A 23,923-nucleotide genomic window follows, 5' to 3' on the forward strand; every position below is an offset into this window, starting at 1 on the left:
TAGTCACTAATAAATCTTCCATACCTAAATTATAATGATTAATAATTTTTTTAATTCTTCAAACATTATTCTTCTTTTTGTTATTTTGAACTTTTGGTGAAATTTTAAACAACATCTTCAAAGCCCCATGTATCCCTGTGCTCTTATATTCTTGATATATTTTGTAAAACTCTTCTGCTTTTAAATGCCTTGACATACTTCTCCTTTTTTGATTTTTTTGAGGGGGTATACCCCCTCAAAGGTGTTAAAAAAAGTTAACATTGCCATGTTAACTTTTTTGTCCACCTTTATTTTTACATAAAAATGTTTAAAACTTTGTTTTTTTTCACATTTTTTCACATTTTATTTATAAGGGATAATGTGAATATGGGTGTGGAATATTTCTTGTCCTGCAGATTTACCTGTATTTGCTAATAGTTTGAAACCTGAGTAATTATTTTTTATCATTTCTTGTTTTGCGAGATTTCTTGCTATTTTAAGTGTATATAGATAGTCTTCTTCTGAGTTTTCTAGCATATTATTTGCTTGGTTTTTAGGTATAACCAAGAAATGACCTGGTTGGATTGGATTTATATCATAAATAGCAATCACCAATTCATCTTCATATAATATTTTTGATGGAATTTCTCTATTAATTATTTTAGTAAAAATACTAGTCAATATACTTAACTCCTTCAAGTGATTTTTTTAAAGTATCATTTAAAATTACAAATTTATATCCTAACATAACAAATGAATCTAATGCTTTATTGTATAAAGTATCATCATTTAAAGATAATAAAACTTGTAATTTAATTAAATTGTTCATAAATGGTGTATTTTCTAAGGTTAGTATCGTTTTTTGAATTTGATTAGGTTGACCTTCTTTATCTTTGTCTGGATTATCTACAGTAATTAATTTTCCTATAGGTAAAAGTCTGTTAATATAAGCAATTTGAATACTTGAATTATTATTAGTGATTTTAATAGGTGTAATTAAATTCATATTATCATTTACTTGAATTAGTTTATTATTCTCATAATCATAAAAACCACTATAATCACTAGCATTTTTGATTTGTTTTAATGTATTAATAGAATTATCTAAATTAAATGAAATATTTTTGATTCCTTGGTATCCAAACATTTTTGTTTCGAAAGAATTATTTGTAAGCAATAAATTTTGACTAATAAATTTATCTTCTGAATAAGTTTGTAATGCAATGTTATTGTAATCATTTAGATTTGATATTATTCTATGAGAACTAGTAAATAAATCAGAAGTATTTTTATCTGAGTATTCTCATAGTTGAACAAGTTTTTTGTCAACTAAATAATCTATTAATAAATAATTTTTTAGATCAAAATTGTCTTTATTTTTTGTATATAAATCGTTTGCTACTTTTTTAATTTCTTCTTCTTTTGACAAATCAAAATAACTAGAAACTAATAATAATTTCAGTGTTTGAGTTTTTACATTTGATAATTCGTTTTTAAATAAAATTTTAAATTGCTCAATATTTGGAGTAGATTTATATTTTAATGTAAGTGTATTTAAAGTATTTATTTCTGAAGAACTTAATGAACCATCGGATAATAATTTGTTTACTTCTTTAGACATATATAAAGAATCTGATTGATTTTTAAAATCAACGTATGTACTATATGCCTGGAATGCTTTTTGAACAAAATCACTATTTTCTAATAAATCAGTATTTAACTCAATATTATTTATTTTTTTAAGCGTTGTTTCTAATCACAGTGTTTCTATTTTTTCTTTAGAATTAGAACTACTAAACAATTGTGCTTGCTCTATTTTCTCTGGTGTATCTACATTTCTTCCACAAGAAATTGCCATACTTGATGCTGTAACTAAAGGAAAAGAAGTGAAAATAAATTTAAATATTTTCTTCATTATTTTTCTCCTTTACTTAATTTTGTATCAATTATATTTTGTATTAAATCGAATGCATTTTTTTCGCTTAAAATTAATTCATTATTTGTTTTGTTATAATAACCTATTTTAAGTTCTCCATCTTTAAAAATAATGTTCATTGATGTTTTTGTATTGTATTTTTCTTTAATTCAATTGTTTATATTTGTTATTAATGATAAATTATTTGTTTTGCTTTTTCCTATTGATATTGACTTTGCAATCGATAATAATTCATTAATATCATTTTCAGTAAATTTTGTTTCTTTGCTTTGACTAAAAGGATTTTCTACTTCTAATAAAAATTCTTTATATTTTTGAGTTTTTAAAACTTCATCTATAAATTCTTCTTCTGATAAAGTTTTAGATAATTTTTCATTTAGTTTAAAGTAAGAAACATTTCCTTTTAATATATTGATTAAATCACTCTTTATAAAATCATTAAATTCTTGTAATGATAAAATGTTTTTATTTTTCAATAAAACTAAACCATTAGAAGAAGGAATTAATAAATTCCCTGGCATGTCTTTTACATTATAAGCAAATGATGTTAGACTTTTTGTATTAAATTCTTTATTAAAATTATTATTAAAGTTTGATTTTATGTAATTATTAAATTCTAAATTAGACATACCATTAATTAATTGTTTAATATATTTGTTAACTTGCACAATTTCTTCAACAAATTCATTAAATTTACTTGAATCGTTTGTATTTGTGATTTCTTTTGCTTTTTCTAATTTTTCTTTTATTTTTGATTCTAATTCATTATTTATTCCACTAGGTAGTTTAAATATTTTATTTAAATCTATTTCAGGTAATTTATTATCATTATTTTCAAAAATTTCTTGGTATTGTGTTCCTATTGCGGTATTAATATCATCTTTTAATAATTCATCAAATGTTGTTAGACCTTTAGTTCCTAAATTTGTTGAATTAGTTGTAGTTAAAGCACCTAAATATAGTTGATAATTGCTTTTTCTTTTCTCATAATCTTTATATGTTTCATTTTCTTGAATTAAAGAATAATATGATGCTTCTTTAAATGATTTTAAAATATCTAAATTTGAATTTAAAACAGGGGAACCATCTGATTTCTTATCAACTGAATATTGCAATAAATGAATTAATTTATCTTTTGCATTATCTTTATCGAAAGTAAATGGTTGAGTTAAATCATTATTATTTTGAACACCTGGTAAGATTATAGAAGTTGCTAAATTTAAATTATATTTATTAAAATAACCAGAAACTAAGTTATTTACATTTTTAAATTCAGGAATAAAAGATTTAGTTGTTATTGTTATAACCCTACTTGCTATAGATGAATCTGTATAGTAAGTTTCATTTTCTTTGTAAAAATCAAAAACTTTTTGATCTTTTGAAAATAAAACTATTGGTTCGTCTTTTTCGTTTTTAATCAAGTTGCCATTGTTATCTTGTTTGAAAATATCTCTTTTTGCAGTTCTATTTATAAAACTTAAATCTTGTTGTTTAATCTCTATTTCATATCTTCTTTTTGCATCATTTTCAACTTGTTTAAATGTTAAATATTCAACAGCTTCATCAAAAGTCTTACTTTTTCCGAATTCATCAGATTGTAATTTTTGATTTCAAACATTTTCAAAAGTTTCAAATGGATAATTTTGACGAACATTATTTCTTTGGTCTTCTAAATATTTGATTTTATCTTTGCGAACTTCTGTTAGTGACTTTAAAGCAATATCTGTTCGCACACTCTCAAATTCTGTTAATGAATTATTATATAGCCTTTGATATGTTTCTGAAGCATCAACTTCTTCTTCATACAACTTAAATATTAACCTGCGATATAAATCATTTATTTTTTCTTTTTTTAATAAGTTGTTATCTTTTAATAAATCAGAAATTAATTTAACATTTGCTGAATATAATAAATTACCTTCACCATCTTTGTATTCTATTATTGTTTTATTATTACTTTCTGGTTCTTGATAATTAACTTTAGTTGTATTTATAGCTAAAGGTATAGAAATACCAGCAATAACTCCTATACCTAAAGTACTTAGTATAGAAATGTTAATTCAATTTCTCTTTTTTTTGGTTAAGGTTTTTTTAAATTTTTCATCAAAATTATCATTTACTTCTGTAAGTTTTTCGAAAAATGATTTTTTTCTTTTTGCCATATTTTACCTTCTCAATTATTTAAAAAATATATAAATTAAAAATTTATTGAATTATACCAAAAACATTATTTTATTTTATATATAATAATTATTATGAAGATAAATAATAATGAAATAATAAAAAAATTTAACGAACTAGCATATAAATTAAATTTTGTTTATTCATTATTTCAACATTCATTAAATCAATTCATTAATGATGGAATAATTGAACCACCTATAAATGTCATTGTAAATCATAATACTTTAATAAAATTAAAAAATTACAAAACTAATTTTTTGAAAATACAAAAAAAATATGCGTCTGATATTTGTTTGCCTTTTATAGAAATTGAAAACCAAAAAATTTATTTAAATTTACTTATTCCTAGTAGTTATATCAATTTAAATAATAATAAAACTACAACTAAATTGAAATATATAAATAAAGGTAAATTGCATTTTCTTTATGAATTAATAGATAATTTATATTCTGAAAATCCTGAAGTGTGAGCTTTTATTTATTTTGATATTGCAAATGCATTATTAAAAATAAAACCAATAACAAATATCAATCCTAACTATTATAAAACTATAAAAAATAATAATCTGGAATTACCTTATATAAATATCAAAATTTAAGATTTAACTTATGTTAAACATTTTTTAACATAAATGTGAAAGTAAAGTAATTTTTGTTTGTCTTTAATTTTGTCATATACTTTAAAAATACTTAAAATATTGTAAAATTAAATTAATTTATATATCAATTTAAAATTATTTTATTGTAAATTTAGGAGAAAAATGGTTACACATTTAGAAGATAAAAAGAATTCGTCTTTAGTTGTTACATATAAGGTGTCTAAAGATGAATTTCAAAAAAATTTAGATAAGGAAATGAATAATTTTTCTAAAAAAGTAAAGGTGCCAGGTTATAGACCTGGTAAAGCACCAAAAGAAAAATTATTACAATACACCAACAAAACAGAAGTTATGAATTTTGTAATTTCTACTTATTCAAAAACCGCTTTTCAAGAGGTAGTTAAATATATAACAGAAAAGAAATTAAATGCAAATGCTTATTACTCTACTAATGTAGATTTTAATGAAAATGGTGATTTAATTTTAAGTTACGATTTTCCTCTACTTCCAGATTATTCAAAAGTTAATTTTGACCAATTAAAAACTGATATAAAGTTACCAAAATTAGATAAAAAAGCAAAAGAAGAAATCGTTAAAAAATTCATTAACGAAGGTGGTGCAAGCATAGTTTTAACTGATAAAAAAGAAAAAACTAAACTTAATGATGTTGTTAATATTGATTTCAAAGGTTTTATCAATGATGAAGCTTTTGAAGGTGGTGAAGCAGAAGGTTTTGATTTAACTCTAGGTTCAAATCAATTCATACCTGGTTTTGAAGACCAATTAGTTGGAAAAACAACAGGTTGAAATGGTGATATTAAAGTTGTATTTCCAGAAACTTATTTTGTTAAAGAATATCAAAATAAAGAAGCTGTATTTAATGTCAAAATAAATTCTATTAAAAGACATTCTAAATTAGAATTAACAGAAGAATTTGTTAAAAAATTAAATATAGAAAATGTAAAAACAGTTAAAGAATTTGAAGAATTTTTAGTAAACAAAAAATTAGTTGAATTATTCTTTCAATCTATATCAGAATTGGAAAATAATTTGGTAGAAGAAATAAACAAAATAACTAACCCTATTATTCATAAAAACTTATTAGCAAAAAGAATTAAAGATTTGGAAAACGAATTTAACAAAACATTAAAGCAATATGGCATTAAAAGAACAGAATATCTTGCATTAATTAAAAGTACTGAAGAAAATATTCAATCAGAATATGTAAAAATTGCTGAAGATGAAGCAAAAAAAGCATTTGCTCAAGATTGATTAGTTCAACAATTAAACATAAATGAAAAAGATGAAGAATTAATTAAATTTAAAGAAGAATTAAAACAAAATGGATTCACAGACGAAAAGAATTTAAGTGCAACTGCTAGAACAATAGTATTTACAAGAAAACTACTAGAGAAAATTAATTCTAAGAAAATTAAAGAATTTGATAAACTTTCAAAAGATATTATTTCACTTAAATAATTATCTTATCAGTAAGACTGACAAAAAGTTAGCCTGATGGCTAACTTTTTGTCAGTCTTTATTAACGTTTCGTTTAACTAAATTTTATCTTTCTTGATACTATTGAAAAGAAATTATCAGAGTTTGAAACTTGTGTCCTTAATGTTAAATCATTTTTATGTGCTTGATTTACTACAGGTTCAAGATAAGCATTTAATATAATTTCATTATTATTAAAATCTAAAAATGTTTTTTCATAATTTATTTTAGAAGTGATAGAAACTAAAATTCTAGGGAATATGTTTCTTATAAAGTTTTCTTTTTGAATAGCGTCATTTGATACTAAGAAATATTCATTTTTCATATTTTCTATTGTCTTATATTTAGAAATGGCAGAAGTATCTGTATCAAGTCTATTAATAAACATAGTGGGTTCTAAATCATTAATATTTATAGTTCTAAAACCACTAATTTCATATATGTATTCATGCTCAGTTTTTTCTTTATTAATTACCTTAGGTACTAAATTTATTTTTAAATATAAAATACCTGTTATATCATTTGCATATGAACTAAAACTAATATTATAATCTGGTAAAAAAATGTTTATTGGTGTTCCATTATTTGATATTAAATAAAAATCATTTTTATTTAATTGTTCTTGTGTTCTTAATTCCTTTAATATAAGTTGTTTTTTTCAATATTCATTGTTTATATTGTTTGAATTACTTTTAAAAATTGGGTTTTGTGAATAACCACTTGCTAATTCATTTTCTTTGTTTATTTTACCTGTATAGAAATTAAAATCACTTAATTTTAATCCATTATATTCAAATTCTTTTTTTTCATCATTTTTTATTTCATTATTTGTATTTTTTTTATAATTATACAAAAGGATAATACTTGTTAAGGTTATACTAAACGCACTAAAAAAAATACTAAATAAAAGATAAATAAATTTATTTTTCATCTTGAACTCCAAATTCATTGCTAATTTCATTTTTTAAATTCTCTATTCCAAATCCATTTTCTGAAGAAATAATAAAATATTTATTAATATTAAATGTTACTAAATCATTTTTGATTTTATTGTTTAAAATGTTTCTTTCTCTTTGATTTAATTTATCATACTTTGTATAAATAAGGACAAAAGGTAAGTTAATTCTTTGTAAATACAAAATAGTATTTTCATCATTTTTAGTTATACCTAAGCGGCTGTCTATTAATAAATATATTTTAAATAAATTAGTTCTATTAGTTAAATATTCTTCGATCATTTTTGTTATTTCATTGATTTTAGATTGACTAAGTTGAGCATAACCATAACCAGGTAAATCTACAAAAACATTTTTTTGAGAGTTTTCAAAAAAATTAATCATTTGCGTTCTACCTGGTTTTTTAGAAACTCTTGCTATCTTATGATTGTTTGTTAATCTGTTTATCAAACTACTTTTACCCACATTAGATCTTCCTCAAAAAGCAATTTCTGGATTTGGATGATTGTATCAATTTTCTATTTTATTTGAGGATTTAATGAATTTAAACATTTTTTGTCCTTTCTAGTGTAGAACTATAAGTTTTGTATTCTTGGTCTGGTATTATTAAAATAGTTTCTAAATTATGATTTAGTAATTTATTGCCAGAAGCTAAATCTAATTCATATTCATAATCTAAATTATTTCTAGCTGAACGAATAATAAAATTAACATTTAAGTTTTTGGCTAGTTCTGCAGTGTATTTATTTTGGTTGATTAAAACCTCAACATTTTTTAAGTTCCCAATCATTTTTTTTATTAACAAATAATTTTCTTTAAAATTATTTGTTTCTTTGTTTTCATTTTGACTTATTACAAGGTATACTTTATCAAAAATTTTTAATGCTTTGATTAAAACATTAAGATGACCTTTGTGAAAAGGATTAAAAGAACCTGGGAAAATAGCGCTATTCTTCATAAATTAACTTAGAATTTCTTGCTATTACTAATTCTTCATTTGTTCTTATTACATATACTTTAATTTCTGAATCTGGAGTTGAAATTAAGGCAAAATCTTCAATTTTCTGATTATTTAGACTTGAATCTAATTTGATTTTTTTAAAGAATAATTTAGAAATAATGTTTGCTCTTATATGACTTACATTTTCTCCTATTCCTGCAGTGAAAACTAAAGCATCAATTTCATAACCTATTTTATTTGCATAAATTGAAGTATAATCTGCTATTTTTTGACAGTATAAATCAATAGCAAATTTGGCATCTGAATTTCCTTGTTCTGCTGCTTTAGTTAAATCTCTCATATCACTAGATATCTCAGAAACACCTAATAAACCACTTTGATTGTTTAAAATATTTGTAAATTCTTCTATTGATATATTTCCTTGCTTACTTATAAAATTATGAATCGATGGATCTATATCTCCACTTCTAGTTCCCATCATTATTCCAGCAAGCGGAGTCAATCCCATTGAAGTATCAATTGATTTAGAATCTTTTATAGCACAAAGACTAGCTCCATTACCTAAATGTAAATTCACAAATGAAACTTTATCTTTGTTCAATATTGTTGATAGTTTTTTGGTGATATATTCGTGTGAAATACCATGCGCTCCATATTTTTTTATACCATATTCTTCTGTCAGTTTTTTTGGTATTGCATAAGTATAGTTAATTTTTGGTATCGATGTATGGAAAGCAGTATCAAAATCTGCAGATAATTTTGCACTTGGAAATACTTTTTGAAATGCTTTTATTGCTTGTATTGCTCCTGGATTGTGTAATGGTGCATAAATTGAGCATTTATCTATTAATTCTATTTCTTTTGAACTTAGTTTGGTTGTTTTATTGAAATATTGTCCACCTTGAACAACTCTAAAACCAATGTTTTCAATCTCTGATTTATTTTGAATTAAATTGACCTCTTCAAATAATTTATAAACAGATTCTACTGCTTCTTTATGATTTTTCATTTCAATATTCAATGTTTTTTTGGAGTTGCTAAAATTTATTGTGATACTACTTCCTGGAAGATTAATTCTTTCTGCTATACCGCTTGCAATTAAATTTAAATTATCTTTGAAAAATAAACTAAATTTTATTGAACTACTACCTGCATTTATAACTAATATTTTATTCATAATAATTCCTTTCTTTTATTAATAGTTTGTATATAATCGTTTAAAGTTTTTTTGGTTTTTAAAAAAATAAGATACATAAATATCATTAAATGTAAATCCTAATTCAATAAAACTACCTAATGCTATTTCAAAAATTTGGTGAATTTGGTTCTTAATTAAACTAGTTTGATTTTCTTTAATGAAAATCATTAGTTTTGAAATTTCAATGAATAAGTTTTGAAATTGCTCATTAATATTATTGGAAATAACCTTAGGATTAATTATAGGTTCAACATCATATATATATGAAAGATTAATTAAAAAGTGCAATAAATCAGCAAATTCTTCTTTAATTTTTTCATTATCAACATTTTTATTCATCTTCCAGTATTTAAAACTTTGAACTTCATTAACGTATTCACCTGCTTCTATAATTAAAGCAAGAACGCGTTGGACTAAAACTTCTTGTTCGGTTAGATTTGGTTGTGTTATTTTTCTTTTTTCATCTATCTTTTTATCTAATTTTTTTTGAAGTTTAAATAGTGTTGTTAAATCCATATTAATATTATATATTACTTTTTTTATAAAAAATAAATTATCGCATAATGCGATAATTTAATTATTCGTATTCATCATAACTAAAGTCTGTTTCATATGAATTTTCTGATTCAACTTGTTCATCATAAGTTATATCCATAACTTCATTTAAATCAACATCAGATAAAACATTAACTTCTTCATCCATAGGATTAGATGGGTCATATTTATTAGTGAAATATGATTTTGGATCACGAATATCATATTTACCTCTTAATTCGTAATTAGAATTAGTTCCAGCAGGTATTTTATGACCTAATATAATATTTTCCTTTAATCCTTCAAGTTTATCAGATCTATTTCCTACTGCTGAATTAACTAAAATTTTAGCTGTTTCTTGATATGAAGCTGCAGAAAGTCATGAATCTGATAGTAATGGTACTTGTTTAGCACCACGTATTTTGACTTCACCAAAAGCAGGTTTTTTACCTTCTCTTAGCAGTCTTCCATTTTCTCTTTGATATACAAAAGTATCTATTAGAGCACCATTAAAGAATTTAGAATCTCCAGGATCAGTTATCATAATTTTTGACAACAATTGTCTGATTATAATTTCTATATATTTATCAGAAATTGTAATTCCTTGCAATCTATAAAGTCTTTGTGTTTCTTTTAATAAATAATTTTGAACTGATCTAGCACCAGCTGTTTCTAATAATTCATTTAAGATAATAGGTCCTTCGAAAATCTTTTGTCCAGGGATAACATTATCTCCAATTTTAACTCTTTGTTTTTGTGAAAGTTTTCCTTGGTATGTTTCAATAGTTGTATCTTCTGAATTAGATACTTCTTTTTTAACTTTTACTTCTATATTATCACTTGTTTGACCATCTTTTGTTTTGATTTGTTCAATAGAAATTACAGTACCTTTGACTTTAGAAATAACAGCAGGTTTTCCTCATGGGAAATCATATGCATCAATTAATTCTATTAATCTACCAAAACCACCAGTAATATCTTCAACACCAGCAACCCCTCCTGTATGGAATGTACGCATAGTAAGTTGTGTTCCTGGTTCTCCTATTGATTGAGCTGCTATAACCCCTACTGCTTCCCCAATACTTACAACTCTATTTGTTGCTAAGTCCTTACCATAACAATGTTTACATACACCATTTCTTGTATGACAAGATAAAATTGATCTAATGTCAACTACGTCAAGTTTCAGTTCATTAACTATTAAATCTGCGATACTTGGAGTTATTAATGTATTTGCATTAACTACTATATTACCGTTTTTATCATATATGTTTGTATTTGTATATCTACCTTCAATTCTATCTCATAACGATTCAATGATTGTATTTGTTTTTGTATCTTTTATAGCTTTAACTTTAAATCCAAAGTCTGAACCACAATCTTCTTCTCTTACAACAATACCTTGACCTACATCTACTAATCTACGAGTTAAGTAACCTGATTTAGCTGTGTTTAAAGCAGTATCTGTTAATCCTTTACGAGCACCATGAGTTGATGAGTAAAATTCATAAGCAGTCAGACCCTCTAAGAAAGAAGATTTAACAGGAATTTCAATTGTTGAACGAACAACTCGATCGTTTTCAGCGTCAGCTTTTAAAACTTTAGTGTTGTTTGACATCAATCCACGCATACCCGCTAACTGTGTGAAGTTAGAAGCATTACCACGTGCACCAGAAGTCATCATCATAAATAAAGGATTATCAATATCTTGTTTTGTTATATTTTTTAAATCCTTTTCTATTTCTTCTTTAATTTTCGATCATGATTGAATTGTTAAATTATAACGTTCATCATCTGTTAAATATCCATTTGCAAAAAATTCTCACAATTTTTCAGTATGTTTATTACCTTTTTCTATTTTTTCTTTAGTTGATGGTAATGTAATAACATCATTCATTGAAATTGTTGTTCCTGATATTGTTGAATATTTAAAACCTAAGTCCTTAATTTTATCTAGAACACTTGAAACATAATTAGTATATTTAAATCAAACATTTTCTAATACATTTGTATAATCATCAATAGTTCATTCACCTTGATAATTTTGTTTTATGTATTTATAAATTAGTTTTTCGAACTCTTCTTTAATAAAGTCATCTAATAATTCTACGTGCTCTAACGGAATTGGTTCGTTATTAAAATCTTTTAAGTGTAAACAATCTTCATATTTAAAATCTCAATTAATTGAATTTGTATCATTAATAATCTTTGCCAAATCTTCCATGTTGATTATTGAAACATATTCTTCATATATTTTTCTTATTATCTTAGCGATGTCTTTTTTGTTTAATGGATTATTTAATTCCATTCTATTGATAATTTCTTTAAAGTTATCTCCATAAGATAATGTATATCTTTCAATATCTTTAACTGAAGTGTGTAAAACTTCTTTTTCTACAATATTTTGTGTTCCATCGTTATTTAATTTATAATTTTTTTCAACGTATTTACCAAAAATAAATTCAAAATCTTTTGGTAAAACATTATTTAAAATAAATTTACCTACTGTAGAAATAATATATGGTTTTTTAACTCTCTTTGCTAATTTTGGTTTGTTAATTGAATCTAAAGGTAATACAACTCTTGAGTGTAATGTAACATAACCTCTTTCATACGCTAACATCATTTCATCAAAAGATGAGTAATAATTTCCCTCTCCTTTTGCATTACTTTTTTCTATAGTTAAGTAGTATAAACCTAAAATCATGTCTTGTGATGGGTTAATGATAGGTTCACCATCTTTAGGTCCTAAAATATTTTTAGAAGCTAGCATAAGTTCTTTTGCTTCTCTAACAGCAGCATCAGAAATAGGAACATGAACTGCCATTTGATCACCATCGAAGTCAGCATTAAACGCTGTTGTAGATAATGGATGTAATTTAATAGCTTTTCCACGGATTAAAACAGGATAAAATGCTTGAATAGATAAACGGTGTAAGGTAGGAGCACGATTTAATAATACAGGTCTTCCCTCTATTGCTTTTTCAACATAAGGTCAAATTTTTGAATCAAGTGATTCAATTAATTTTTTAGCTGTTTTAACGCTAGTTACTGTTTCTTCATTTTTGATTAACTCTTTAATTATTAAAGGTTCAAATAATTTTGCAGCCATATCACGAGGGATCCCTACTTCATACATTTTTAAGTTAGGTCCACCTACTATAACACTACGGCCTGAATAATCCACACGTTTTCCAAGTAGGTTTTGACGGAATCTTCCTTTTTTACCTGCAAGAGCATCTGAAATTGATTTTAATGGTTGTCCGTCTTTTGATGAAACTGGATTAGGTTTTTTTCTTCCATTGTCAATAAGTGCATCAACTGCTTCTTGAATCATTCTAAATTCATTTTGCTTGATTAACATTGGTGCATCAGATTCTATTCATTTATTTAATCTGTTATTTCTAATAATAATTCTACGATATAGTTCATTAATGTCAGATGTTGAATGTCTTCCACCATCTAATTGAACAAGAGGTCTTAAATCAGCAGGAATAACAGGTAAGTTATAAATTAACATATCAGTTGGTTTTTGACCTGAACGAATAAATGAACTTATTATTGTTAATCTTTTATATAATTTAGATCTCTCAGTTATTTTAGAATTTGTATAGTTTTTTGGATCTGCTAGTTCTAGGTTAATTGCATCTATTTCACTTTGAACTGCATCTCTTTCTTTTTCTAAATCAATATTTTCCAATAAATATTCAATAGCTTTTGAACCTGTTCCAATTTTTGCTTTTGAATATTCTTCGATAATTTCATTATATAAGTAAAAGTCTATACCAAAAGCTTTTCCGTCTTCAGATTCTGCATATTCAATGAGTTCTTCTAGTGCTGCTTGTATATCTTCTTTTATCTCTGGATCATCATATTCTAAAGTGAGCATTTCTTCTAATACTTCTTGATATATTTTTGCAGCTTCATTAATATCTATAATAGTATTCTTTTTCAATGATTGAAGATTACCACTTTCTAAAACTATATGTGATTTATAGTATATTAACTTTTCTAAATCAGACTTAGTTACTTGTTTATTTGAATCATATACTCTTAAGCCAAGTAGTTTCGAAATAATGGAATGGTCTATTTTGAAAAATCAAAAATGCACCACAGGATTGTGTAATTTAATATGACCCATTCTACTTCTACGTGAAATTTTAGGTAAGATAACTGGTTTATATTTTTCACACTGAGGTAATTTGGTACAAATTGTGTTTTCTTCTGTTTTTCTATATTTAGTATTACAAATAGGACATTTATAGTCAGTTACAGGACCAAAAATTAGTTCATCAAATAATCCATCTTTTTCAGGTTTATAAGTTTTGTAATTTATTGTTTCAGGTTTTTTTACTTCACCACAAGATCATTTTTCAACATCTTCTCTTGTTGCAAGAGAAAGTATAATTTTTTTGATACCTGTTGCTTTATCAAAATAATTTCTACTCATTCTCTCCTCCTATTGTATCTACTTCAAACTGCAACATATCAAATTCAGTAAGTTGCTCTTCTTCATTGTTATTATTTGAAAATTCTAATTTTAATCCTAAACCTTTTAGCTCATAACTTAACACATTGAATGATTCAGGTGTCCCAGGAATAGGTAAATCTTTCCCTGTTACAAGAGCACTATATAATGCATTTCTACCTAAAATATCATCAGATTTATAGGTAAGAATTTCTTGTAAAACATTAGTAGCACCATATGATTCTATAGCTCATGTTTCCATTTCACCAAATCTTTGACCACCATTTTGTGATTTTCCACCCAGTGGTTGTTGTGTTATTAATGAATAAGGACCAACTGAACGACCATGCATTTTATCATCAACCATATGATTTAGTTTTAACATATACATAATACCGACTGAAATTGGTTTGTCAAATTTATTACCTGTAATCGGATCGATGACTACTTGTTTACCAGATTTATCTAACCCTGCCTCGATCAGTGCACTCTCAATATCTGTTTTTTTAACTCCATCAAATGAAGGTGTAACAAATTTTTCACCTAATTTCTTAGCCGCCATCCCTAAGTGTAATTCTAGAATTTGACCTATATTCATACGTGAAGGTACACCTTGAGGATTTAACATTATATCTAATGGTGTTCCATCTTCTAAATATGGCATATCTTCTTCTGGTAAGACAATAGAAATAACACCTTTATTTCCATGACGACCTGCCATTTTATCACCAACTTTAATTTTTCTTTTTTGGGCAACTGAAACTTTTACTATTTTTTCAATTCCTTCATCTAATAAATCATTATTATCTCTTGATAAAACTTCAACATGAATTACTGTTCCACCATGACCATTTTTTACTTTTAATGATGTGTCTTTAGTATTCGAAGAACGCACATTTAATATATTTTGTAATAATTTTTCTTCTTGAGAAGGATTTTCTTCAGCTTTAGGAGATGTACGACCTACTAGCACATCACCAGGTAAAACCTCAGAACCAACACGAACTATACCGTGGTCATCTAAGTGTCTTATTGAGTATTTTGATACTTGAGGAATATCTCTTGTTAAAGTGTCATTCCCTGCTCTAGAACTTCTAAATTGAATAATTTGCTCTTCAATATGTATAGAAGTAAAAACATCATCTTTGACTAAACGTTCATTAATAATAATAGCATCCTCGAAATTATAACCATTTCAAGTTGTAAAACCTACTAACACATTCTTACCTAATGCTAATTCACCATCTTTAAATGAAGAGCCATCAGTTAATAAATCGCCTGCTTCTACTTTTTGTCCTTTTTTAACTATAGGTCTTTGTTGAACAATGGTTCCCTGATTACTTCTTTCAAAGTTTCTCAATGAATACTTATCTGTAATACCTTTTAAATTATCGCTTCCTGGTCTTTCAATATGTATTTTTGAACCATCTACGTATGTAACAACCCCGGAATTTTTAGCAACTAAATTATATGATGAATATCTAGCAATATCATTTTCGATTCCTGTGGCAATTAAAGGTGCTTCAGTTTCTATTAACGGAACAGCTTGGCGTTGCATGTTTGAACCCATAAGAGCACGGTTAGCATCATCGTTTTCTAAGAATGGAATTCCTGCAGCTGCCAATGATACCATTTGTCTTGAAGAAACTTCTAGAAAATCAACATCCTCAGGTGAACCAATTAAATAGTTGTAGTCTCTTCTTATAGTTAAAGAAGGTGAAACTATTCTGTTAGATTCATCGACTTCAACAGAAGATTGAGCAAATGAATAACCTATTTCTTCTGATGCAGTTAAATATCTAAGATCTTCATAATCTATAACACCATTATTTACTTTGTAATATGGAGTTTTTAAAAAACCTAATTTGTCTACTTGAGCAAATGTCGCATAGTTCAAAATCAATCCGATGTTTAATCCTTCTGGAGTTTCTATTGGACAAATTCTTCCATAATGAGTTGAATGAACATCACGAACTTCGAATTGAGCAGTATCACGACTTAAACCACCTGGCCCTAGTGATGTAACACGACGTTTGTTAGAAATTTCAGCTAACGGATTTATTTGATCCATAAATTGTGAAAGTTTTGAGGTATTGAAGAAAGACTTCATTTGGTTTGTTATTAATTTATTATTTGTAACATTTTTTGCAGTTACTTTACTTGCGTCTTTGGCTCCTATACGTTCAGAGGTTGTTTTAGCTAATTTTGTTAGTGAAATCATTAATTGTGATTCTAATAATTCACCAACAGAAACTATACGCTTATTAGTTAATGAATCAGGGTCATCATCCTGACCAACACCGTTTGTTAAATTAAAATAATAACTAATAGCTGCTATAATATCTGAAATCAATAAGTGCTCTTCAGTAGACCTTGGATCATTACCTATTACTATAACTGGAATTTCTGGTTTAGTTTCCATTCATTTTTTAGATGGATAAACTTTAATTTTAATTACTTTAATACGTTTCTTTAGTTCAGGATTGATTGCAGGATGATTTTTATCTACTTCTGGTTTATAAACTCTGTAATACACATGTTCTGGATTTACATCATCTAATTTTTCAGATGAACATACCTTATTATTGAATCAATCTTGAATTTCATTTGCTTTTTTAAAGTCAATGAATGTTCCTTTTTCTAATAAAATATCACCTGCTTTGTTTTTTATGTCTTCTGCTAAATATGTATTAGTAATTCTATCTACTAATGACAATTTTTTATTTAACATATAACGACCTGTTTCGGAAAGGTTGTATCTTTTCTTATCAAATAACATTCCTGATAAAAGTGATTTTTTAGCTTCTTCTGTATCTCTATCACCTCTACGAATAATTTTAAAGATATCTTCTTGTGCTAAATTAATCATTTCTTCATGAGTTAATTCTTTATTACTTACTATTTTGTCTTTTTTAAGAGTTTCTTCTAATAAAGGATTATCACCAAACATTTTAGTCATTGACTTAGGTGTAAATCCGAATGAAACAAGAAATGTTGATAATGATATATTTTTGTTTTTATCAACCTTAACTTTAACTGTGTCAAGATTTGAAGAAGTGACTTTATGTGATAGTTCAAATCATGAACCCATTTTTGGTAGAATTTCTAATTTGTTGAATAAGTCATCAGATTGTTTGTTACGAACTCCGACCCCAAAATAAGCACCAGGAGATCTGATTAACTGACTTACTATAACTTTTTCAGAACCGTTTATTATGAAACTCCCCCCGGAAGTCATATAAGGTATTTCACCTAATAAAACAGTTTCATCCTTTAATTCCCCAGACTCAATGTTTTCAATTCTTAAGTCATAATAAATACGTGAACTAAAGTTCATTCCTTTAACTTTACATTTATTAATTTCTTCACCTTCACTAGTTATTTTTTTAAAAGGTAAATCTATTTTTAATGATGATTTAATATATTCGATTTTTATTTTACCTGCAGTAATAGGGTAAATTTCCATTAAAGATTTTTCAATCCCATTTTTCATAAAATCAGCAAAACTTTCTTTGCTTGTATTTAAAAGATCAAACAATGGCAATGATTTTTTTGTAATTGAATAATCACGTCTTATTGTTTTTGGTCCAAATTGGCGATATTTATATTTTTTTTGATCCATTTTTCCTCCAGATTATATTATTTTATATTTATATATAAAATAGTGTTGTAATTATATCAATTTTCTTGTTTTCTTTGAATAAAAAGAAACATTAAAATAAATTAACTTTTAATGCTTTATTTTAGTTAAAAAAAGATACAAAATCTTCTTTTTTAAATTTATTTTAATAAACAAATATACAATTTCTGTTAAGAAATATAGAATTATTGCAGGAAGAAAAATTGGTACAATTTTTCCGTATTCAGCAAATTTTTCATAAGATTTCACTAGTAAATATAAATTTATGTTTGCAAAAATCCCATATGTTATAACATTTCTAAATGTACCTTCAAATTCAAAAGCAATTAATGAAATAATTTCCTTGATATTTTTCATAATTAAAATATTTTTATAGATAAAAAATCTTGAATAACCTAAAGTAATTCAATGTTTAATTATACTGATATCCGTTTTATTGATAACTTCTGCAAACTGTTTGCTTAATGTCCTAAAAATTATTATGATTAAACTAGATAATAAAGCAAAATTAACATCACTAAAGGTACTAAATAATATGTAATAAACTATAACTGGAATTGTCTTTAACAAAGTTATAAAAAATCTAAATGGAAGAAATATATAAATACTAAATAATTTTTCACTCATAAATAACGAAATAAAAAAAGCAAATATAGAACCTATATATAAAGAAGTATAAGTTAACTTAAATACATCTAAATAAATCATATAAATACTTGGTTTGTTTAAGATATCACTAAAATTAGGATTCAAAAAACCTTTTAATCACAATCACAATAATTTTCAATTTGTTTGATAATCATATATATCAATCAAATTTCAAAACAGAAGAATTAACAATATTAAAAATAAAAAAAGATAAATTATTTTTTTATAATTATATTTAAGTGACTTGTTTGTGTTTATATTAACTTTATTAATTAAAATTCCTACAAATAAGTATTTGTTTAAAAGAAATAAAATTAATTCAAAAAGCATAATAAAAATAACTATATAAAGTATTGAAATACTTAAAAATTCAAACTTTGTTTCATAATACTTGAACAAAAAACCTATTCCCACTATTCCTATTGAACCTAAAATGCTATTTCATCTCAAATTAGATTCAATTGACATCAAACTATGCATTATGAATTTATTTTTATTATTAATGACAATATGTAGTCAAAAACTTTTAAATCTTTTTTGCTCTAAATTTATATGTATTCAAAAGGATTTTGTATCAGAAGCTTCTATAATGTCACAAAAATATCTGTGCATCCATAATCATGTGGAATAGAAAAATATAATTGTTGCTATTAGTTGTCCCTTAAAAATATTTGAAAATAATGTAATTGCAATTAAAATAGGAAATGATCTTAGAAAGATTATTAAAACTCTTATTGTAAAAGAAATATAATTTTTCTTTCTTATATTTAAAACACTAAAATAACTTGTTATAAAGGCAAGGAATAAACCTAAAACAGAACCACTGAAAACTACTTTTAGTGTAATTCATAAAAGTCTAAGGTTTATAATTCATAAATTTTCTTTAAATGAAGTTGAATCATCGCTTTGGAATTTAAATAAATTTGTAATATAGTTTAAAAATAAATTTAATCCATATGAAGAAAATTTAAAATTAAAACTATATAAAAAATAAAATAAAATCAATATAGAAAAAAGAAATAATATAAAAAAAGTTACTTTCTTCGTTTTTAGAATATTATTAAATTTATATCTAGTCAAAATAATCCATCAATTCTTTTATATTGTAATTTTCTTTTAAATGTATACTTTTTATTTCTTGATTTTTTATAGCTATAATTTTATCTGTATACTTAATAGCATCATTCAAATTATGAATAGAAAGAATTATTATTTTCTCTTTTTTTAATTCTTGCAAATATTCGTAAACTTTTTGAGAATTTATATAATCTAAATTCGAAGTTATTTCATCACCTAATAAAATCTCAGTGTTATTAATTAAATTTATAATTAAAGAAAATCTTTGTTTTTGTCCTGTTGACAACTTATTTATGGAGGTAAAAATTAAATCTGTTAATTCAAAACAACTGCATAAATCAAAAATTTCTTCTTTTTGTTTTTTTGTAAAAATTTTAAAGGTCTTATAAAACCAATTTTTATATTTTTTATAAAATAGTTGAACATTTTTAAAAAAATCAAGATTCTCAATTAAATTAATCCCATCCTGAATATAAGAAATTTTATTCTTGTATTCTAAAATTTCTTTTTTATTTACTTTGTTGTTAATTAAAGTAGAATTATAAGTTACTTTCCCTGATTTAACAATATCAAAATCAAACAACGCTTTTAAAAGCGTTGTTTTTCCCGAACCACTTTTACCTATCAATCCTACTATTTCATTTTTTTGAAAAGTTATATTGATATTTTTTAAAACTATACTATTATCATATTTTAATGTTAAATCATTAAGTTTAATCATTATTTACCTAAAGTTTTGTTAATTACATCTCAAAATTCTGTTTCTTGATTTTGAATGTATCTATAATCATTAAAGCCATGTTGAGAACCTCATATATCTTGATTATTTTTTCGTAAATTTTGCATTGCTAAACCAAAAATACGTATGATTCTATCTGGAATTCTATTACTAAATAAACCGACATTATAAGGTAAAACTTCCGTTGTAATAAAGTACTCTATTTTTTGATTTGATCTTTCACTTGAAAGTTCAAATCTATCACTATTTGGTTTATATTTAGTATAAGAATAAGAACCCTCATTATCAAAGAAAATTCTTGAATCAATATAATTAGGCGTATTCATTTGTTTGAATTCACCTTGTTTTATTAGTCCTTTTGTTATTAAATAAGCAAAAGAAATAAATTTATTTCCAAAATGCTTTTTAAATAATGCTTCAGGTAAAATATATTTACTTCCCGAACTTGGTTTTCCGACTACTAATCCATATTTTAAGAATTCTTCGAGATTTTTATCTTCTCAAGCCTTTTTAATTAAATTTCTTTCTTCTTCAGAACCTAATATAACCATTACACCACGTTGATATGGAACATTTTTATTAGAATAAAATTCTGTATAGATAGAACCATTTCATTTATTTTTTTCTTCTCAAGTACTTCTTGGATATAAATGAAATAATTCATTTTCTTTTTGAGCTATTTTTCTTAAATCGTCATTTATACCATCTTGATATTGATTAATTTGATTATCTTTATTTTTAAAGTCATATTCAATATCACCCTTAAATTGTTTAGAAAGTGTTTGAATACCTACTTTTAAATTGTTTTTCTTAATCCTATCCTTATTATTTATTAAATAACCTGATGAGATAAATGCAAAATCGACATTTCCTTTTAAAATATCTATTGAATTTGTTTCATATGAATCATCATCACCTTTGAAGTTAATTTGAACTTTAAAATCACTTCCTAATTGTTGAATTTCATTGTTTAATCTTTTTTCTAATTCTAGTTTAAAATCTGTTTCATTATTAAATTCACCTAAGATATAAGGTGCTAACATATTGATTTTTAATAGTTTGGTTTCTGTTTCTTTTTTGCAAGAAGTTAATGAAACAACAGAAATTAAAGGTAAACTCAAAAATAAAGAATTAAGTATTTTTTTTAATAACATTTTTTCCTTTCTTAAAAGACAAGAAAAAACGACTCACCACGCTAGCATTATCTAGTTCGGCTAATAAGAGTATTTCTCAACCTGCTTAAATGTGAAATAATAAAGCAAGTACCCCTGTCTTTGTTTATATTATACTAAAATATTAATTCATCTTCTTCTAATTGAGCATTTTTATTTTCTTGATTATTTATAAATTTCGTATATTCATTCATAAAAGACAAATCATAAATATTTTTATTCTCATAAAAAAATATTTCTCATTCTTTTTCAAAAAGAATATAATCTTCTTCAGTAAGCATTTCTGATTTTTCATTATAATATGATTCTTGCAATGTAATATCTAATTCTTTTAAAAGCAGTGACTTTGATTCACTTATCTCTTTTTGTTCTTTTGATAAAAATTCAAAATACTTATAATTTTCTAAATTTAACTCGTTGGATAAAAAAATTTGATCAAATTTATTTAGCAATGTTTCTTCTTTATTATCTAATCATATATAAGGAATTTTTTTTCAATCAACTATATTATTTAAAATTCTCAAGAATTCTTTTTTATATTCTTGTTTTACTTCTGAATTAATTGTGTTTATTATAAAAAGAAAAGTGCTTTTATTTAAAAGAATATTTATAAAATTTAATTTAAGTGAAGTTAATTCAGAAATGTCCTCGAAAGATATTAAATCAAGCAAGGGTATTGATGATAATTTTATGATTCAAATTAGTTGATGTATTGTCGATATATTATTAACAACATTATTTGTTAGCACAAAGTTTGAAGTAGAATATTTATATAAAATAAAAATAATTCTAGTAATTCAAGAATTTTTCAAAAAGAACAAATAGTTTTCTATTGATTTCAATTCTTTGGTCTTTTTATTTTTATCACTTATTTTTGTGTTTTTATTAATTTTTTTGTTAATTAACATTATTTTTTTTATAAAATTATCTAAATTGTTTGTTATTCTTTTCTTTTGAATTCTTTTCTTAAATAATGAATTATTATATAAGTTATGTTGTATTTTTCAATTCCATTTTAATTCTGCTGATATATTATTAATTCTTTTTTCTACTATATTTATATCATTATAAAAATCGTTATTTGAATTAAAATAAATTATGTTTTCACTTATTTTTTTATTTTCATTTTTTAACTTTCTTATATACTGTTTAATTTCAATTAATTTATCTTTATTTATATTAAAAACAGATGAAAAATAAGAACTAAATTCTGAATTAATTATTTTTTTTATATTTTTTATAAAAAAAGATGAATCACTATTAATTTTAAAAGAAAACCTCATATAGTTTAATAATTGAGTTTTTTGTGTTATTAATGAATTTAAATATTCAATATCATTACTAGAAAACAAATATATTTTGTTTTTAATTTTTTTTAAATATTTAATTAAATATTTTTTTAAAAAATAATTAATTATTATTTCTTTATCTGAGATACCATTTTTTTTATTATAAGAAATCGTTTTATTAATCTTTAAAATATCAGAATTATGAGTTCTTATTAAATTCAAAAATATTAAATTTGTATTCTTTTTAACTTCCTTTATATATTTTTCCAAATATTTAATTTCAAATAAATTTGTCTTTTTTCTTATGTTATTTTTTACAAAAAAAAGAGACTTTTGATTTATTTCTTGAATATACTTGAATCTCATTTGGTTTAAATTTAAATCACTCTTAATAAAACTTCTTTCAGTTGATTTGTATTCATAATAAAAAGTTAAAATAAGATTTTCCAAAGAATATAGAAAATCAAATTGTTTTGTTAGTGTTTCATTAACATAATCAGTTAATAATTCATTAAAATTATCAATAGATTGTGCTAAGTCATTTTTTTTGTTGTTAAGTTTTGTTTGCAATTCAAAAAGAATCGGATTATATGACTCATTAATTGAAATAAAATCATTAAAATGTTCGCTTAATAATTTATAAAGTCTATTTTTAAATGTTATGTCTTCATTTTTTAGAATTCAGTTTAATTTTTCAAAAAAACCTTCATCATAAATCTTATTTTCATTAATTTTATTAAATAAGGTATTTAAATTTATTTCTTTGTTATTGTTTAAATAGAAATTTAAATTATCATTTAGGTTAAATATTTTTACACCGTTGTTTTTGCTATTTTTAATTGACTTAATTAAGTTATTATTGTCAAAAAAATGAAGAACTCAATCATTATTAAATGTAGAAAAATCAATATTTTCTTTTTGCAACAAAAATAAGTTTTTATAGTTAGTTATTTTACCAAAATTATTTTTACTGTCATTAATGTTTAATTTGCTATCTTTTAAAAAATTATTATTAGTAAATAAGAAGTTTTGTGTTTTCATAATAT

17 protein-coding genes are annotated in these 23,923 nt (G+C 24.0%); 2 read left to right on the forward strand and 15 right to left on the reverse strand.

Annotated features, from left to right (window positions below; genetic code table 4):
- The 4 genes from T405_RS01200 to T405_RS01215 all read right to left on the reverse strand — a co-directional run.
- Positions 1-196: hypothetical protein (locus tag T405_RS01200; protein ID WP_036430286.1), on the reverse strand; the 196-nt coding region annotated here is incomplete at its 3' end.
- A gap of 146 nt (positions 197-342) precedes the next feature.
- Positions 343-660 (reverse strand): histidine triad protein HinT, encoded by a 318-nt coding sequence (gene hinT, locus T405_RS01205; RefSeq protein ID WP_036430288.1) that lies wholly within the window; start codon positions 658-660, stop codon positions 343-345.
- The gene (locus T405_RS01210) at positions 653-1,894 is read right to left on the reverse strand and encodes a HinT-interacting membrane complex lipoprotein P60 (RefSeq protein WP_036430290.1); all 1,242 of its coding nucleotides are present in this window, start codon (positions 1,892-1,894) and stop codon (positions 653-655) included. The genes hinT and T405_RS01210 overlap by 8 nt, the downstream gene beginning before the upstream one ends.
- The gene (locus T405_RS01215) at positions 1,894-4,077 is read right to left on the reverse strand and encodes a HinT-interacting membrane complex protein P80 (RefSeq protein ID WP_036430292.1); all 2,184 of its coding nucleotides are present in this window, start codon (positions 4,075-4,077) and stop codon (positions 1,894-1,896) included. The genes T405_RS01210 and T405_RS01215 overlap by 1 nt, the downstream gene beginning before the upstream one ends.
- Positions 4,078-4,170: 93 nt before the next feature.
- Between T405_RS01215 and T405_RS01220 the strand changes: the two genes are divergently transcribed.
- Both T405_RS01220 and tig read left to right on the forward strand, forming a co-directional pair.
- Positions 4,171-4,698 carry a hypothetical protein gene (locus T405_RS01220; RefSeq protein WP_036430294.1) on the forward strand — a complete coding sequence of 176 codons (528 nt, stop codon included), beginning with the start codon at positions 4,171-4,173 and terminating at the stop codon, positions 4,696-4,698.
- Positions 4,699-4,860: 162 nt separating this feature from the next.
- Complete coding sequence (gene tig / locus T405_RS01225) at positions 4,861-6,177, forward strand: trigger factor (protein WP_036430296.1); 1,317 nt, start codon at positions 4,861-4,863, stop codon at positions 6,175-6,177.
- Between the two features lie 73 nt (positions 6,178-6,250).
- On the opposite strand, the gene T405_RS01230 is transcribed toward tig, so the two are convergent.
- The 11 genes from T405_RS01230 to T405_RS01280 form a co-directional block, all read right to left on the reverse strand.
- Entirely contained in the window at positions 6,251-7,126 is an 876-nt protein-coding gene (locus T405_RS01230) for an MAG1430 family protein (protein ID WP_036430298.1), read from the reverse strand.
- Complete coding sequence (gene yihA / locus T405_RS01235) at positions 7,116-7,703, reverse strand: ribosome biogenesis GTP-binding protein YihA/YsxC (RefSeq protein WP_036430300.1); 588 nt, start codon at positions 7,701-7,703, stop codon at positions 7,116-7,118. Before yihA ends, T405_RS01230 begins: the two co-directional genes overlap by 11 nt.
- Positions 7,696-8,109, reverse strand: a complete 414-nt coding sequence (gene coaD / locus T405_RS01240) for a pantetheine-phosphate adenylyltransferase (RefSeq protein ID WP_036430302.1) — start codon at positions 8,107-8,109, stop codon at positions 7,696-7,698. Before coaD ends, yihA begins: the two co-directional genes overlap by 8 nt.
- Positions 8,099-9,289 carry an acetate/propionate family kinase gene (locus T405_RS01245; protein WP_036430304.1) on the reverse strand — a complete coding sequence of 397 codons (1,191 nt, stop codon included), beginning with the start codon at positions 9,287-9,289 and terminating at the stop codon, positions 8,099-8,101. The genes coaD and T405_RS01245 overlap by 11 nt, the downstream gene beginning before the upstream one ends.
- Before the next feature lie 18 nt (positions 9,290-9,307).
- Positions 9,308-9,826, reverse strand: coding sequence for a dUTP diphosphatase (locus T405_RS01250; RefSeq protein ID WP_036430306.1), 519 nt, complete (start codon positions 9,824-9,826; stop codon positions 9,308-9,310).
- Positions 9,827-9,887: 61 nt separating this feature from the next.
- Complete coding sequence (locus T405_RS01255; RefSeq protein ID WP_036430308.1) at positions 9,888-14,294, reverse strand: DNA-directed RNA polymerase subunit beta'; 4,407 nt, start codon at positions 14,292-14,294, stop codon at positions 9,888-9,890.
- Positions 14,287-17,934, reverse strand: coding sequence for a DNA-directed RNA polymerase subunit beta (rpoB, locus tag T405_RS01260; protein ID WP_036430309.1), 3,648 nt, complete (start codon positions 17,932-17,934; stop codon positions 14,287-14,289). The genes T405_RS01255 and rpoB overlap by 8 nt, the downstream gene beginning before the upstream one ends.
- Before the next feature lie 108 nt (positions 17,935-18,042).
- Positions 18,043-19,605 carry an ABC transporter permease gene (locus T405_RS01265; protein ID WP_156951219.1) on the reverse strand — a complete coding sequence of 521 codons (1,563 nt, stop codon included), beginning with the start codon at positions 19,603-19,605 and terminating at the stop codon, positions 18,043-18,045.
- Between the two features lie 67 nt (positions 19,606-19,672).
- Complete coding sequence (locus tag T405_RS01270; protein ID WP_051619525.1) at positions 19,673-20,398, reverse strand: ATP-binding cassette domain-containing protein; 726 nt, start codon at positions 20,396-20,398, stop codon at positions 19,673-19,675.
- Positions 20,398-21,570, reverse strand: a complete 1,173-nt coding sequence (gene cypl / locus T405_RS01275) for an ABC transporter thiamine pyrophosphate-binding lipoprotein p37/Cypl (RefSeq protein WP_036430310.1) — start codon at positions 21,568-21,570, stop codon at positions 20,398-20,400. Before cypl ends, T405_RS01270 begins: the two co-directional genes overlap by 1 nt.
- Positions 21,571-21,704: 134 nt before the next feature.
- The gene (locus T405_RS01280) at positions 21,705-23,918 is read right to left on the reverse strand and encodes an RNA polymerase beta'' subunit family protein (RefSeq protein ID WP_036430311.1); all 2,214 of its coding nucleotides are present in this window, start codon (positions 23,916-23,918) and stop codon (positions 21,705-21,707) included.
- Positions 23,919-23,923 lie beyond the last annotated feature (5 nt).

It is taken from the genome of Mycoplasmopsis felis ATCC 23391 (assembly GCF_000701865.1).
Taxonomy (GTDB): Bacteria; Bacillota_I; Bacilli_A; order Mycoplasmatales; family Metamycoplasmataceae; genus Mycoplasmopsis; species Mycoplasmopsis felis.